This window comes from Pseudomonas grandcourensis, from assembly GCF_039909015.1.
Taxonomy (GTDB): domain Bacteria; phylum Pseudomonadota; class Gammaproteobacteria; order Pseudomonadales; family Pseudomonadaceae; genus Aquipseudomonas; species Aquipseudomonas grandcourensis.
Window position 1 is genome coordinate 329877 of record NZ_CP150919.1, and the last position, 14671, is coordinate 344547.

The following is a 14671-nucleotide window of genomic DNA, read 5'->3' on the forward strand; positions in this document are numbered from 1 at the left end:
AGCTCAGTCGAGATCGTCAGGGTGGGCCGAGGCGGCACTGTCGGCGAAACTCAGACCGTGCTTGCGCAGTTTGTCGTGCAGGGTCTTGCGTGGAATGCCGAGGGCTTCGGCAACGCTACGCACCGAGCTGTGGGACCGTGCCAGTTCGGCGGCGATGAGGGTTTTTTCGAAGTTCTCCACTTGCTCGCTCAAGCCGCCGCTGACGACGTCGACCCTGTTGCCGGCGCTACCTTCCGGCGTGCTGTTGTCGAGGGCCAGCTCCAGCCCGAGGGCAAAACGTTCGGCGACATTTTGCAGCTCGCGCACGTTGCCGGGCCAGGTGTGGCGCAGCAGCAAGGCACGCTGTCCCGGCTGCAGTTCATGGGGCGGCAAGCCGTGGCGGGCACTGGCTTCATCGGCAAAATGCTGGAACAGCATCAGTGCGTCTTCGCCCCGTTCGCGCAGCGGTGGAATCCGCAGCGGCGCAACGTTCAGGCGGTAATACAGGTCAGCACGGAAACGCCCTTGATCCGCTGCCTGACGCAAGTCTTCCTTGGTGGCGGCGATGATGCGGATGTCCAGCGGGATCAGTTGATTGCCGCCCAGGCGTTCGACCACCCGTTCTTGCAGCAAGCGCAGCAATTTGACCTGCACATCCAGGCTCATGCTTTCGATTTCATCAAGGAACAGCGTGCCGCCATTGGCGAATTCGAACTTGCCGATGCGGCGTTTCTGCGCACCGGTAAAGGCACCGGGCTCGTGGCCGAACAACTCGCTTTCGACCACGGATTCGGCCAGGGCTCCGGCATTGATGGCGACGAACGGACCGTTTCGACGGCTTGATAAATCATGCAGCGCCCGGGCCACGACTTCTTTGCCAGCGCCGGTTTCGCCGAGGATCAGCACGTCGGCCCTGGTCGCCGCCAGGGCGCCGATCTGCTCGCGCAGGCGCAACATCGAAGGTGAGTGGCCAACCAGCCGCGTGCTCAGCTCGTTGCGATCGCTCAAGGCCAGCCGCAGGCTGCGGTTGTCCAGCACCAGCCGGCGCAGGGCCAATGCGCGGCGCACGCTGTCGAGCAGGGCGTCGCTGGCGAAGGGTTTTTCCAGAAAGTCATAGGCCCCGGCGCGCATGGCCTGCACCGCCAGCGGCACATCGCCGTGGCCGGTGATCAGCAGCACCGGTAGCTCAGGGTCTTGGGCGTGCAGTTCGGTCAACAGTTCGAGACCGTCCATGCCGGGCATGCGGATGTCGCTGACCACCACCCCTGGCCAGTCGCGTTCAAGTTGCGCGGCCAGGCCCTTGGCTTCGGCCAGCGGCAGGATTTTCAGGCCGGCCAGATCCAGCGTCTGGCTCAAGGCCTGGCGCAAGTGGGGATCGTCGTCGATCAACACGACCTGAATGCGGTTGTCGATGGTCATGCACTTCGGTCCTCGGACGGTTGCAGGCTCACGCCCGGTGCGCCTGCGCGCAGCTTCAGGGTAATCAGGGCGCCGCCCTCCTTGTGGTTGGCGAACGACAGTTCACCACCGAAGGCGCGCATCAGTGTTTCGCAAATCGCCAGCCCCAGGCCAAGGCCCTGGGTGCGGGTCTTGGTGGTGTAGAACGGCTCGCTGGCGCGCCCAAGGGCTTCCATGCAAAAGCCTGGGCCGTTGTCGCGAATGTACAGGTTGACGCCATCGGCGGTGGATTGGGCACTGAGCCAGAGTTTACGTGGCGGGCCTTTTTCCGTCAGGGCATCCAGGGCGTTGGCCAGCAGATTGCCGAGTACCTGGCGCAGGCGGGTTTCCCCGGCCTCGACCCACAGGGTGGCGGCGGGCAAGTCGCGGATCAGTTCGACTTCCATGCTGCGTCGACGCTTGGCCAGCAAGGCCAGGGCATCGTCCAGCGCCGGTTGCAGGGCGACGCTTTCCGGGGCATGCCGGTCGCGCCGGGCAAAGGCGCGCAGGTGGGCGATGATCGAGGCCATGCGACCGGTCAATTCGCTGATCAGCTTGAGGTTGCCGCGGGCATCGTCGGTGCGCTGGTGATCGAGCAACACTTCGGCGTTTTCCGCGTAGCTGCGAATCGCTGCCAGCGGCTGATTGAGTTCGTGGCTGATGCTCGCCGACATGGTGCCCAGTGCCGACAATTTGCCGGCCTGCACCAGATCATCCTGGGCGCGGACCAGCTCCTGCTGGGCCTGTTCGCGTTCCAGCACTTCCTGTTTCAGGCGCCGGTTCAGGCCTTCGAGATCACTGGTGCGCTCGGCGACCCGGCCTTCCAGCTCGCGACGGGCCTTGGCTTCGAAAGCGATGCGTTCGAGGTAATGGCGACGGCGCTGCATCATCAGTCCGAGCAGCAGCATCAACACCAGCAACGCTGCGCCACCGATGGCCACCACCGTGCGCACCGGGCGGTCGATCAAGGTGCGCGGGGCGAGGATGCTGACGTCCCAGCCGGTTTCGGCGATCTGCTGGGTCTGGGTCAGCCAGGCATTGGGATTGAGCTTCAGCGGTTTTGGATCGCGGGTTGGGTAGGGCTGGATCGCCGTGATGGCTTTGCTTTCGTCCTCGCTCAACGAACGGGTCGAGCGAAATCGCCACTCCGGTCGCGAGGTGAGAATGACCACGCCGTTGTGGTCGGTCAGCAGCAGTTGCTCCGGGGTTTTGCCCCAGAGGCTTTCGGTGTGGTCGAGGTCGACCTTGACCACCAGAACGCCGACGATTTTTTCGCCATCGCGCACGCCAGCGGCGAAGAAGTAACCGCGCTTGGCGGAGGTCGTGCCCAGACCGAAAAAGCGCCCGAGCCGCCCGGCCATGGCTTCGCTGAAATATGGCCGGAAGGAAAAATTGCGCCCGACAAAACTGTCGTGTTTGTCCCAGTTGGAGGCCGCCAGGGTCTTGCCGGTGGCGTCCATCAGATACATGACTTCGGCGCCGGTCTGGGTGGCGATGTTTTTCAGCAGGCGGTTGGCGTTGCCTTGGGTGACGCCATCGTCCGGCGCACCGAGCACTGCGCGCAAGGCCGGCAGGTCGCCGAGGATCTGCGGCAATACTTCATAGCGATGCAGGGTACCCAGGAGGTTGGCGACGTAGAGGTCGAGGGTCTGACGATTCTGACTGGCCAGCTCGCTGCGGTAATAACGCTCGGCGAGATGCTCCAGCGGCCACAGCAACGGCGCCAGGCACAGTGCCAGCAGGGCCAGGCTGCGCCAACGGGGTCTGGGGGGGAGAGTCGGTTTCATGAGCAGCATGCGCCTGTGGGTACAGGCGCATTATGCCTAGGCTTGCAGGCGCAGTCTGCGCAGTCTGCGCACTGTGGGTCAGGTGCGTTTTTGCGGCGAAGATGGCGGCGGGTTTTCAGGCGAAGACTTCGGCGTCCTTGAGGAATGCAGCGGCCTGGTCCTTTGCCGACAGTTGCGGCGTGCCTTCCAGTTGCCAATCGATAGCCAGGTCCGGGTCGTCCCAGCGAATGCTGCGCTCGGCAGACGGGGTGTAGTAATCGGTGGTTTTGTAGAGAAACTCGGCAAAATCGCTCAGCACTACGAAACCGTGGGCAAAGCCCTCCGGAATCCACATCTGGCGATGGTTGTCGGCGGACAGGACCACCGCAACCGACTTGCCAAAATGTGGCGAACTGCGGCGGATGTCCACGGCAACGTCGAGCACTTCACCGGCCGTGACACGAACCAGTTTGCCTTGTGTGTTCGTCAATTGGTAATGCAAGCCACGCAACACGCTCTTTTGCGAACGGGAGTGGTTGTCCTGAACGAACTGAGTGTCCAGACCGGTGGCTTCTTCGAAAGCCCTGGCGTTGAAGCTCTCATAGAAGAAACCACGATCGTCGCCAAAGACCTTGGGTTCAAGGATCAGAACACCGGGCAGGTCGGTGGTCACTACATTCATGGTGGCTCTCCAGCAGTGTGCGTTTAATGACCGCCATTCTTGCGCAAAGCGCCGACCGGGGCGAGTGCTCAAGTAAAAATCTACCGGCCTGTTCCAGCCCCTGCAAATGACCATTACCGGTTCCGGGGGGTTGCGTATCGCCCGAACCAGTGGCGATATAGGCGCCTAATAAAATTTCAGGGGTCGTTGTATGCCGCTCGCCACGTTGATTCATCGCGCCAGTTTGCCCAGCCCGCAGGTGTCTGCGGAGCAAGCGCTAGGGCTGCTGGAGGAACATTACGGGTTCAGCGGCAGGTTGCAGGCCCTTGGCAGCCAGCAAGACCTGAACTACCGCGTCGACAGCGAGCGGGGACGTTTCGTCCTGAAAATTTGCCGTGGCGACTACTCGGTACTGGAACTTCAGGCACAACATGCCGGGCTCAAGCATCTGGGCGAGCACCCCGATGTACATGTGCCGCGTGTTATCGCGGCGAAAGACGGCGCAGACCTGCTGTCGCTGGACGTGGGTGGCCAGGCGGTGCACGTTCGCCTGCTCGACTACATCGAAGGCCAGCCACTGACGAGCCTTGGCCATTTCAACCCGACGGTGGTGTCCGGCTTCGGGCGCCTGTGCGGTGAAATGGACCTGGCCCTAGCGGATTTCGATCATCCGGGGCTGGTGCGAACCCTGCAATGGGACGCCCGCCATGCTCACACCCTAATCGCGCACTTGCTGCCGGTGATCAAGGACGAAGCCCAGCGCAAACTGATCGTCGAAGCGTCCGGGCAAGCCGAGCGGCATTTGCAGCCACTGCAGGACAAACTGCCGGTGCAGGCCATTCACATGGACATCACCGACGACAACGTGGTGTGGCAGCGCGATGCGCAGCGCCATTGGCAGCTGCAAGGCGTGATCGATTTCGGCGACCTGGTGCGCACCTGGCGCATTACCGATCTGTCGGTGACCTGCGCCGCGCTGCTGCATCATGGCGAGGGCGATCCGTTCTGCATTTTGCCGGCAATCCAGGCCTATCACGCGGTCAACCCGTTGCAACACGAAGAACTGCTGGCGCTGTGGCCGCTGATCGTCGCCCGCGCGGCGGTGTTGGTGCTCAGCGGCGAACAGCAGGTCAGCATCGATCCGGGCAATGCCTACAGCCGCGACAACCTGGTCCATGAATGGGAAATCTTCCGTGTGGCCACGTCGGTGCCGTTGGCGTTGATGGAAGCGGCGATTCTCACCGCCGTCGGCCAGAACCTGCCCACCATCGGCAGCGAAGGTTTCGCACCGCTGTTGCCGAGCCTGGTGGGACGTGAGTTCGCGCTGATCGACCTGGGCGTGCTCAGTCCGCATTTCGAAGCGGGGAACTGGGAGCAGGAGGGCGTCGATCAGCGCCTGCTGGATGAAGCGGCCGTGGCACATGGCCTGGCGGCCAGTCGTTACGGGCAATACCGCCTGTCCCATACCCGCCCGGACAGCGCCGCCGAACCGGACACTTGCCCGTTGCACGTCGAGTTGCGTGTGCCCCAAGGCACGGCGGTCGAAGCGCCGTTTGCCGGTGTGGTGCATCACCCATCGGCGGGCGTGCTGCAACTGGATGGCCCGCAATTGAGTGTGCGGCTTTGGGGCGTCACGCCGTCGCTGCACAGCGGCGCGGCACTGGTCAAAGGCCAGGTACTGGGTTCGGTCAGCGGGCCATTGATCGTGCAGTTGTGCCGTGGCGCGTCGATCAATGCGCCGTTGTTCTGTACGCCTTCGCGCGCGGCGGCCTGGCAAGCGTTGTGCCCATCGCCGGCAGCTCTGCTGGGGCTGGCCTGTGATGCCGAAGCCGAGCTCGACGGTCCGACCTTGCTGGCCCGGCGCGATGCCAGCTTCGCCCGCACGCAAAAACACTATTACGTTGATCCGCCGCGTATCGAACGCGGCTGGCGCAACCATTTGATCGACATGCAGGGCCGTTCCTACCTCGACATGCTTAACAACGTCGCGGTGCTGGGCCACGGCCATCCACGCATGGCCGCCGTCGCCAGCCGCCAGTGGTCGCTGCTCAACACCAACTCGCGCTTTAACTACGCAGCCGTGGCCGAGTTCTCCGAACGCTTGCTGAAGCTGTCCCCTGACGGCATGGACCGGGTGTTCCTGGTCAACAGCGGCAGCGAGGCCAACGACCTGGCGATTCGCCTGGCATGGGCCTACAGCGGCGGCCGCGACATGCTCAGTGTGCTGGAGGCCTATCACGGCTGGACGGTGGGCGCGGATTCGGTGTCGACCTCGATCGCCGACAACCCCAAGGCCTTGAGTAGCCGCCCGGACTGGGTGCACCCGGTGACCGCGCCAAACACCTATCGCGGTGAATTCCGTGGCCCCGACAGCGCGCCGGATTATGTGCGCAGCATCGAACACAACCTGGCGAAAATCGCCGAGCAGAAACGCCAACTGGCCGGTTTCATCTGCGAACCGGTGTACGGCAATGCCGGCGGTATCTCGCTGCCCCCAGGCTATTTGCAACAAGTCTATGCAATGGTCCGGGCCAAGGGCGGCGTGTGCATCGCCGACGAAGTGCAGGTGGGCTACGGGCGCATGGGCGATTTCTTCTGGGGCTTCGAAGAGCAGGGCGTGGTGCCGGACATCATCACCATGGCCAAGGGCATGGGCAACGGCCAGCCACTGGGCGCGGTCATCACCCGCCGGGAAATCGCCGAGGCGCTGGAGGCCGAGGGTTACTTCTTCTCCTCCGCTGGCGGTAGCCCGGTCAGCTGCCAGGTCGGCATGGCCGTGCTGGATGTGATGGAAGAGGAAAAGCTCTGGGAGAACGCCCAGATCGTTGGCGGGCACTTTAAGAAACGCCTCGAAGCATTGATCGATATTCATCCGTTAGTGGGCGCGGTGCACGGTTCCGGTTTCTACCTGGGCGTCGAACTGATCCGCAACCGCGAAACCCTGGAGCCGGCCACCGAAGAAACCACCGCACTGTGCGACCGCTTGCGTGAGCTGGGGATCTTCATGCAGCCGACCGGCGATTACCTGAACATCCTCAAGATCAAGCCGCCGATGGTCACTTCGCGCCAGAGCGTGGATTTCTTCGTGGACATGTTGTCGAAGGTGCTCGCGGAAGGGCTGTAAACGCATCCCCTTGTGGGAGCGAGCCTGCTCGCGATAGCGGTCTTTCAGTCGAAAAAACTGTGACTGACATGGCCACATCGCGAGCAAGCTCACTCCCGCAGGGGTGGTGGTTTTAGTTCGATTGATATCGGCTTTTTATCGGTTGTTTTTGTAACGGTGGATGTAAGGTGCTTTAAAAGCCGATATTTATCGGATATAAAGTGGCCAGTCCACGGCGTGTACCAATGCGCTTCCATTTCTGTCAGGTATCAATGTCACTCCGGAGTCCTGAGCCATGACCACGTTGAACAGCACCCCTCGCGCCGACGGCTTCTACATGCCAGCCGAATGGGCACCCCAAACCCAGACCTGGATGATCTGGCCCGAGCGCCCGGACAACTGGCGCCTGGGGGGCAAACCGGCACAAGCCGCCCACGTGGCAGTGGCCAAGGCCATCGCCCGTTTCGAGCCTGTGACCGTGGCGGTTTCCGCCGGCCAGTACGAAAACGCCCGTGCCCGTCTGGACGTGCCGAATATTCGTGTGGTGGAAATGTCCAGTGACGACGCCTGGGTACGCGACACCGGCCCGACCTTTGTCATCAATAACAAGGGTGAAGTCCGTGGCGTGAACTGGGACTTCAATTCGTGGGGCGGCTTCGACGGCGGCCTGTATTCGCCATGGAACCGCGACTCGCAGGTCGGCGGCAAGATCCTCGAGATCGAGCGCAGCCCGCGCTACCGCACTGAAGGCTTCGTGCTTGAAGGCGGTTCGATTCACGTCGACGGCGAAGGCACCCTGATCACCACCGAAGAATGCCTGCTCAACCGCAATCGCAACCCGCACATGAATCGCGCAGAAATCGAAGCGGTCCTGAGCGCGAACCTGGCTGTGGATAAAATCATCTGGCTGCCGGATGGCCTGTTCAACGACGAAACCGATGGCCATGTGGATAACTTCTGCTGCTACGTGCGCCCGGGTGAAGTGCTGCTGGCCTGGACCGATGATCCGCAGGACCCGAACTACCCGCGCTGCCAGGCGGCGATGAAAGTGCTGCAAAGCAGCACCGACGCCAAGGGCCGCCCGTTCACGGTGCACAAGATGCCGATCCCGGGTCCGCTGTTTGCGACCGAGCAAGAGTGCGCCGGTGTCGATCCGGTCGATGGTACGCAGGAACGTAATCCGACTGTTCGTCTGGCCGGTTCCTACGTGAACTTCCTGATCGTCAACGGCGGCATCATCGCGCCGTGCTTTGACGACCCGCAGGATGGCCCGGCAAAGGAAATCTTGCAGAACCTGTTCCCACAGCATGAAGTGGTAATGGTGCCTGGTCGTGAACTGTTACTGGGGGGCGGCAATATTCACTGCCTTACCCAGCAACAACCCGCGCCGCACAAGGAGTGAGTTAGGTCGTAACAGCTTGAGTTGATTGCGAAATCCCTCGGGCTGTCGATCAGCCTCCAACGTTGCACGGAGCCCGCGGCCCCACAGGCCTGCGGGCTTTTTTGTATCCGTCGGGCCACACTTCAGACACCTTGGCACAGCTCTTGTATCTCTGCTGTTGTAACTCGGGGGAGGGAGGACTTCTATGTTCTGTCATAAACCTTGGATAAGTTAGCCGCTCACAAACCGGGAGAGAGCGCTGAAATGAACGCCGAAGTGAACGTAGTGAGCGACAAGGCGTTGCATCCCCTGGCAGTAAACAGCGAATCGCTCCAGATCCTGGCGCACTGGTTCAAGTCCAATGGAATGCGTCAGATCAGCGAAACTGATCCGCGCCGGACGATGATCGAGCGTTACCCTGCTGGTTTGTTCAGCGAGGCGGAACTGGATGCGTTGTGGGATGTGATGGAAGGATAAGAAGAACAACAACGGATTGAACAAAAAAAGCGCTGCCGGGATGGCAGCGCTTTTTTTTGCGCGCAGATTCATGCAATCACCGCGATCCCCTTGTGGGAGCGAGCCTGTTCGCGAAGGCGCCCGGTCAGTCAATGCAAATGTCGACTGACCCACCGCTATCGCGAGCTCCCACAGGGTTTAGTGACGCAATCATTCGACCGATTCAAGCAACAGACTGAAAGCCAATCCGGCGTTTTTCCAGGGCCGCTGCGGCACTAACCTGCCGACATCGAATTTTTCTGAATTTCTGTCGGAGCTCTCCCATGATCCTGCATTACATCTACGACCCCTTGTGCGGTTGGTGCTACGGCGCCAAACCGCTGCTGCAAGCCGCCCGGGCTGTGCTGCCCGTGATTGCCCACGGCGGCGGCATGATGACGGGGGCCAATCGGCAAAAGGTTTCGCCACAACTGCGCAATTACGTCATGCCCCACGACCGGCGCATCGCCGAATACAGCGGCCAGCCGTTCGGTGAAGCCTATTTCGAAGGTTTGCTGCGTGATCACACTGCCGTGTTCGACTCGGCGCCACCCATCGCTGCGGTGCTGGCTGCCGAGCAAATGACCGGTCGCGGGCTGGAGTTGCTGGGGCGTTTGCAAAGTGCTCACTACGTGGAGGGGCGTCGCATCGCCGATGAGTCGGTACTGTTTGAACTTGCCCAGGGCATGGGGCTGGACCGCGAAGCCTTCGAAAAAGCCTTCAGGGCGGCCGACACCGAAGGCCATATCAGGAACAGCCGGGCTCTTTTGGCCAAGGTCGGCGGGCAGGGCTTTCCGACCCTGGCGCTTGAGCACAATGACCAATTCACCCTGATCGATATCGGGCCATGGCTGGGCAAACCCCAGGCGTTTGCGCAGTGGCTGGGTCAGTCGCTGCCCGATCAGGGATCATCCGATTCCGTAGCAGCCTGCAGTCTCGATGGCTGCGTTGATTGAATATTCCTGCCGCGTAAAGCAATTTCTTAGATGGTTTTCGCCTGTTTTTAGAAGATTCATGAAATTGACACATCATTGAGGGCGCAGCTACGATTCGGCCCAACGCCTGTGGCCGACCGCCACGATCAAAAATTATAAAAAGGCCCGCCGCGAGAAATCGTGGGCGGGCCTTTTTGTTTTCGTCATGAAAAAAGAGCGCGATAGCGCCGTTTCGGCCGTTCGACACAGCGCGTATCAATCGGAAATAAGGAAAAGAACACGATGTTGAACAAGCGAATCAGCCTGATCGCTCTGGGGATGTTGAGTGCGACACAGGCCATGGCGAACGACCAGGCCGAATCCAAGGGTTTTGTTGAAGACAGCAGCCTCAAAGTGCTGCTGCGTAACGCCTACATGAACCGTGACTTCAAAGACGGCAACCCGGATAAATCCGAGTGGGGCCAGGCGGCCATCGGTACGTTCTCGTCCGGCTTCACCCAAGGCACCGTCGGTGTGGGTGTGGATGCTTTCGGGCTGTACGCACTGAACCTGGAGCGCAGCGAAGACCGTAGCGGCGCGCAAGGCATCGATTTCTTCAAAAAGGGCGACAGCGGCCAGCCGGCGGACGACCTGTCCAAGGGCGGCGCGGCGATCAAATTCCGCCTGTCCAGCACCACCCTGACCTACGGCGACCAGATGCCGGCGCTGCCGGTGCTGAACTACGACAACTCGCGCCTGCTGCCGGAAAGCTACACCGGCACCTTGATCACCTCTAAAGAGATCAAAGGTCTGCAACTGGACGCCGGTCGCTTCACCGCCGAGTCGCGCAAAAGCGCCGAAGGCCGTGACAGCGGTGGCTTGAAGTCGATCAACGTCTTGGGCGGTAGCTACCAGTTCACCGAACAATTCAAGGCTGCGCTGTACGCTTCCGACGTCGAAGACGTGCTGAAGAAACAATACGTGAACGCCAACTACGTGTTCCCGATCGACAAGGATCAGTCCCTGACCCTGGACTTCAACGGCTACCGCACCAAGCTGGACGATTCCTACGTCCGCGAAAACGGTATCACCGGCGACGACAACAAGATCTGGAGCCTGGCGGCCACCTTCATCACCGGCCCACACTCGTTCACCCTCGCGCACCAGCGCAGCACCGGCGACAGCAACCTGGGCTACGCCTACGGCGGCTACCAGAAAGACCAGGGTCGCGTCGGCGACGGTGGCAACACCATCTACCTGGCGAACTCCTACTGGTCCGACTTCAACGCCGAAGACGAACGCAGCTGGCAACTGGGCTACGGCCTAGACTTCAGCACCTTCGGTGTACCGGGCCTGAGCTACAACGTGGCCTACGTGCGCGGCGACAACATCACCACGTCCACCAGCGAAGGCGGCACCGAGCGCGAGATCTTCAACCAGATCAAATACGTCGTCCAAAGCGGCCCGGCCAAAGATCTCAGCGTGAAACTGCGCAGCTCGGTCCTGCGCGTGTCGCAGAAGTCGAGCGAGTACAACGTCAGCGGCAACGAAGTGCGTGTGTTTGTGGATTACCCGATCAATATTTTCTGATGAGGGGGTGTGGTGTCGAGGCCTGATGCAAGGCTGAGAATGAAGAAGCCCCGACTGGTTCGGGGCTTTTTTGTGCTGTTGATTTGCTCATGTCGTCAAAACTCGATTTCGGTAACACGTCTTTCGAACGTGTCGTCCGCGGCGACATGTTCGGAAGACGTGTCGCAAAAAGTGAAAAATTGCGACACGTTAAGGCCTCATGTCTACACTAGCGACATGAGAGAAGCCTTCTTCTGCTCAAAAAACATACAAGGTGATCAGGGTCGCATCCATGAATGAACCGGTGCCATGGCAGGCTGACAGGCCATATAACCAACTTCCGCTGCTGCCACCAGGAACTGAGCTGGAAACACGTGCAGTTCTCAAAAAATGTATTGAGGCACGCACCGCGTTGGCCGAGTTGAAACAGGCAGCAGAGTTGATTCCGAACCAGACGGTCTTGATCAATACAATTCCCCTGCTGGAAGCCAAAGACAGCTCGGAAATAGAAAGCATCGTTACCACCACGGATTTGCTGTTCCAGCATGCTCAAGACACGGAAAACCATGCGGACCCTGCGACCAAGGAAGCGTTGCGCTATCGAACAGCGCTCAATCAAGGCTTCCGGTCTCTAACGCAAAGACCGCTATCGACCAACACCGCTGTAGAGATCTGCCGCACGCTGAAGGGCGCACAACTGGATATCCGCCGTACGCCGGGAACACAGCTTGCGAATGACCGAACGGGTGAAGTTATCTACACCCCGCCAGAAGGTGAAGAGCACCTGCGCAATCTCCTCGCCAACTGGGAGCGTTTTCTGCACAACGAAACCGATCTCGACCCCCTCGTTCGTATGGCAGTCGGGCACTACCAATTTGAGGCCATTCATCCGTTTGTCGACGGCAACGGCCGGACGGGGCGGGTCCTCAATACGTTGTTCTTGATCCAGGAAGGCCTGCTGAACCTGCCGATCCTCTACCTCAGTCGCTACATCATTGCTCAACGTGCCGATTACTACCGACTCCTGTTGGAGGTGACGACCAAACAGGCGTGGGAGCCATGGTTGCTGTTTATGTTGAGTGCAGTAGAAGAAACTGCTCGGTGGACCACAGCCAAGATTGCCGCAATCCGAGCATTGTCTGAACACACCACTCAATTCGTACGTGATCAGCTACCCAAAACCTATTCGCGCGAGTTGGTAGATGTCATCTTCGAGCAGCCCTACTGCCGCATCAGTAACGTGGTCGACAAGAAAGTTGCACAACGGCAGGCTGCATCACGTCACCTCAAAGAACTGGTCGCCATTGGAGTTCTGGAAGAGATTCAGGTGGGCAAGGAGAAACTTTTCATTCATCCGAAGCTGATGCAGTTACTCATTCGCGACAATAATGAATTCAAGCACTACGTCGGCTAAAGCACGTGAGCCGAAACGAGAAAGCCCCGAACGATTCGGGGCTTTTTCTTTTTCACGCACCGGGTTTGCGTGACGACGTTAACCACCGTCAGCCTAAGCAGCCACGCTTGCTTCTAACTGATTACATCACGTAACGAATGAAGTTCCCGCCCCCACCTTTATCCCCTCCCCCCAACCCCATACATTCATCTCCAACGCCTCTCCCATCATCCCGACGGGAAGGTCACTGGAGTTTCCCTCATGCCTTTCGTAACCGTACGCATCACCCGCGATGGCGTTACCACTGAGCAGAAAGCTCAGGTGATTGCCGAGATCACTGAAACACTGGAGCGCGTGCTCAATAAACGCCCTGACCTGACCCACATCGTGATCGAGGAAGTCGACACCGATAACTGGGGTTACGCCGGCATCACCACCACCCAGTACCGCAAGCAATTGGCCGAGGCGGAGGGGAAGTCATGACGTCCTCCGTCACCATCGATTTCATTTCCGATGTGGTGTGCCCCTGGTGCGCACTGGGGGCGACGGCGCTGGAGCAGGCGATCGAGAACGTGGCCGGGGAAGTCTCGGTCGAGCTGACCTACAGGCCGTTTGAGTTGAACCCGGACATGCCGGCCGAAGGTGAGCAAGCGGTCGAGCACTTGATGCGCAAATACGGGAGAACCGCCGACGACGTCGCCGCCGGCAAGGCCATGCAGATCGCTCGCGGCGAGGCCATCGGCTTCACGTTCGATCTGGAGAAGCGCACGCACTTCTACAACACCTTCGATGCGCACCGCTTGTTGCTGTGGGCGTTGCAGGAAGGTCGGCAGGTCGAGTTGAAGAAGGTGCTGCTACAGGCCTACTTCAGCGAAGGCCAGAACCCGAGCGATCACTCGACGCTGGTGCCTCTGGCGACTGAAGCGGGGCTGGATGCGACAGGGGCGAGAGAGGTGCTGGCGTCCGACGCATTCGCCAGTGAAGTGCGAGAGCTCGAAATCTATTACCGCCAGCACGGCATCAGCTCGGTCCCGGCCATGGTACTGAACGGTCGACACCTGGTGTCCGGTTCGCAATCGGTCGAGTACTACGAACAGATGTTGCGACAAATGGCGAACGCCTGATTACAGATTTTCTACCCCATTCTTTATTGTCAGAGGTCTTCATCATGAGCATTTCGAAAAAAGTCATCGTCATCACCGGCGCATCCCAAGGTCTCGGCGACGGTATGGTCAAAGCCTTTCGTGAACTCGGTTACCGGATCGTCGCCACATCACGCTCGATCAAGCCGTCCACCGATCCGGACATTCTCACTGTGGCCGGTGACATCGGCGAGCCGGAAACCGCCCAGCGCGTCATCCGTGAAGCGATGTCCCATTTCGGTCGCATCGACACCCTGGTCAACAACGCCGGGATCTTCATCGCCAAGCCATTCACCGCGTACACCGCAGAAGACTACGCCAACGTGCTGTCGGTGAACGTCAATGGCTTCTTCTACATCACCCAACTCGCCATCGCCGAGATGGAAAAGCAAGGCAGCGGCCACGTCGTCAACATCACCACCAGCCTGGTGGACCACGCCATCGACGGCGTGCCATCGGTGCTGGCCTCGCTGACCAAGGGCGGCCTTAACGCGGCAACCAAATCTCTGGCCATCGAATACGCCAAGCGCGGGATCCGGGTGAACGCAGTCAGCCCGGGCATTATCAAGACCCCGATGCACGGCGAGGAAACCCACGCCGCACTGGGCAATCTGCACCCGCTCGGGCATATGGGCGAGATCGACGATATTGCACAAGCGGTCGTGTATCTGGATGGCGCCAAGTTCGTTACCGGCGAAATCCTGCACGTGGACGGTGGTCAGAGCGCGGGTCACTGAAGCGCTTTTTCAAACCCCGGAAACAACAAAGCCCCTGCATTTCTGCAGGGGCTTTGTTTTGTATGGTGCGGCACCAGGAGTCGATTCAGTTCAT

The 14671-nt window shown here is 60.2% G+C and carries 12 protein-coding genes; 9 read left to right on the forward strand and 3 right to left on the reverse strand.

Features of this window, described 5'->3' with window-relative positions; translation table 11 throughout:
- Nucleotides 1-3: 3 nt before the first annotated feature.
- The 3 genes from AABM52_RS01425 to rfbC form a co-directional block, all read right to left on the reverse strand.
- Nucleotides 4-1398 carry a sigma-54 dependent transcriptional regulator gene (locus tag AABM52_RS01425; RefSeq protein WP_347910069.1) on the reverse strand — a complete coding sequence of 465 codons (1395 nt, stop codon included), beginning with the start codon at nucleotides 1396-1398 and terminating at the stop codon, nucleotides 4-6.
- Complete coding sequence (locus tag AABM52_RS01430; RefSeq protein ID WP_046040890.1) at nucleotides 1395-3203, reverse strand: ATP-binding protein; 1809 nt, start codon at nucleotides 3201-3203, stop codon at nucleotides 1395-1397. Before AABM52_RS01430 ends, AABM52_RS01425 begins: the two co-directional genes overlap by 4 nt.
- Before the next feature lie 115 nt (nucleotides 3204-3318).
- On the reverse strand, nucleotides 3319-3864 hold the full coding sequence (rfbC, locus tag AABM52_RS01435; RefSeq protein WP_347910070.1) for a dTDP-4-dehydrorhamnose 3,5-epimerase: 546 nt from the start codon (nucleotides 3862-3864) through the stop codon (nucleotides 3319-3321).
- A 190-nt stretch (nucleotides 3865-4054) separates the two neighbouring features.
- Here rfbC and AABM52_RS01440 point away from each other — a divergent pair, with 190 nt between their 5' ends.
- The 9 genes from AABM52_RS01440 to AABM52_RS01480 all read left to right on the forward strand — a co-directional run bounded on the left by AABM52_RS01440 (nucleotide 4055) and on the right by AABM52_RS01480 (nucleotide 14577).
- Complete coding sequence (locus AABM52_RS01440; RefSeq protein WP_347910071.1) at nucleotides 4055-6967, forward strand: aminotransferase; 2913 nt, start codon at nucleotides 4055-4057, stop codon at nucleotides 6965-6967.
- A 274-nt stretch (nucleotides 6968-7241) separates the two neighbouring features.
- Nucleotides 7242-8348 carry an agmatine deiminase gene (gene aguA / locus AABM52_RS01445; RefSeq protein WP_347910072.1) on the forward strand — a complete coding sequence of 369 codons (1107 nt, stop codon included), beginning with the start codon at nucleotides 7242-7244 and terminating at the stop codon, nucleotides 8346-8348.
- Between the two features lie 243 nt (nucleotides 8349-8591).
- The gene (locus AABM52_RS01450) at nucleotides 8592-8804 is read left to right on the forward strand and encodes a hypothetical protein (protein ID WP_007972820.1); all 213 of its coding nucleotides are present in this window, start codon (nucleotides 8592-8594) and stop codon (nucleotides 8802-8804) included.
- 302 nt (nucleotides 8805-9106) lie between these two features.
- Nucleotides 9107-9778: a DsbA family protein gene (locus AABM52_RS01455; protein ID WP_347910073.1), complete on the forward strand. Its 672-nt coding sequence runs from the start codon at nucleotides 9107-9109 to the stop codon at nucleotides 9776-9778.
- A gap of 261 nt (nucleotides 9779-10039) precedes the next feature.
- Nucleotides 10040-11326 (forward strand): OprD family porin, encoded by a 1287-nt coding sequence (locus AABM52_RS01460; RefSeq protein WP_347910074.1) that lies wholly within the window; start codon nucleotides 10040-10042, stop codon nucleotides 11324-11326.
- A gap of 271 nt (nucleotides 11327-11597) precedes the next feature.
- Nucleotides 11598-12719, forward strand: a complete 1122-nt coding sequence (gene fic / locus AABM52_RS01465; RefSeq protein WP_347910075.1) for a protein adenylyltransferase Fic — start codon at nucleotides 11598-11600, stop codon at nucleotides 12717-12719.
- Between the two features lie 240 nt (nucleotides 12720-12959).
- A complete protein-coding gene (locus AABM52_RS01470; protein WP_007972813.1) occupies nucleotides 12960-13181 on the forward strand; it encodes a 4-oxalocrotonate tautomerase family protein in 222 nt (73 codons plus the stop codon).
- Complete coding sequence (locus tag AABM52_RS01475; protein WP_347910076.1) at nucleotides 13178-13822, forward strand: DsbA family oxidoreductase; 645 nt, start codon at nucleotides 13178-13180, stop codon at nucleotides 13820-13822. Before AABM52_RS01470 ends, AABM52_RS01475 begins: the two co-directional genes overlap by 4 nt.
- Before the next feature lie 44 nt (nucleotides 13823-13866).
- Nucleotides 13867-14577 carry an SDR family oxidoreductase gene (locus AABM52_RS01480; RefSeq protein ID WP_347910077.1) on the forward strand — a complete coding sequence of 237 codons (711 nt, stop codon included), beginning with the start codon at nucleotides 13867-13869 and terminating at the stop codon, nucleotides 14575-14577.
- Nucleotides 14578-14671 lie beyond the last annotated feature (94 nt).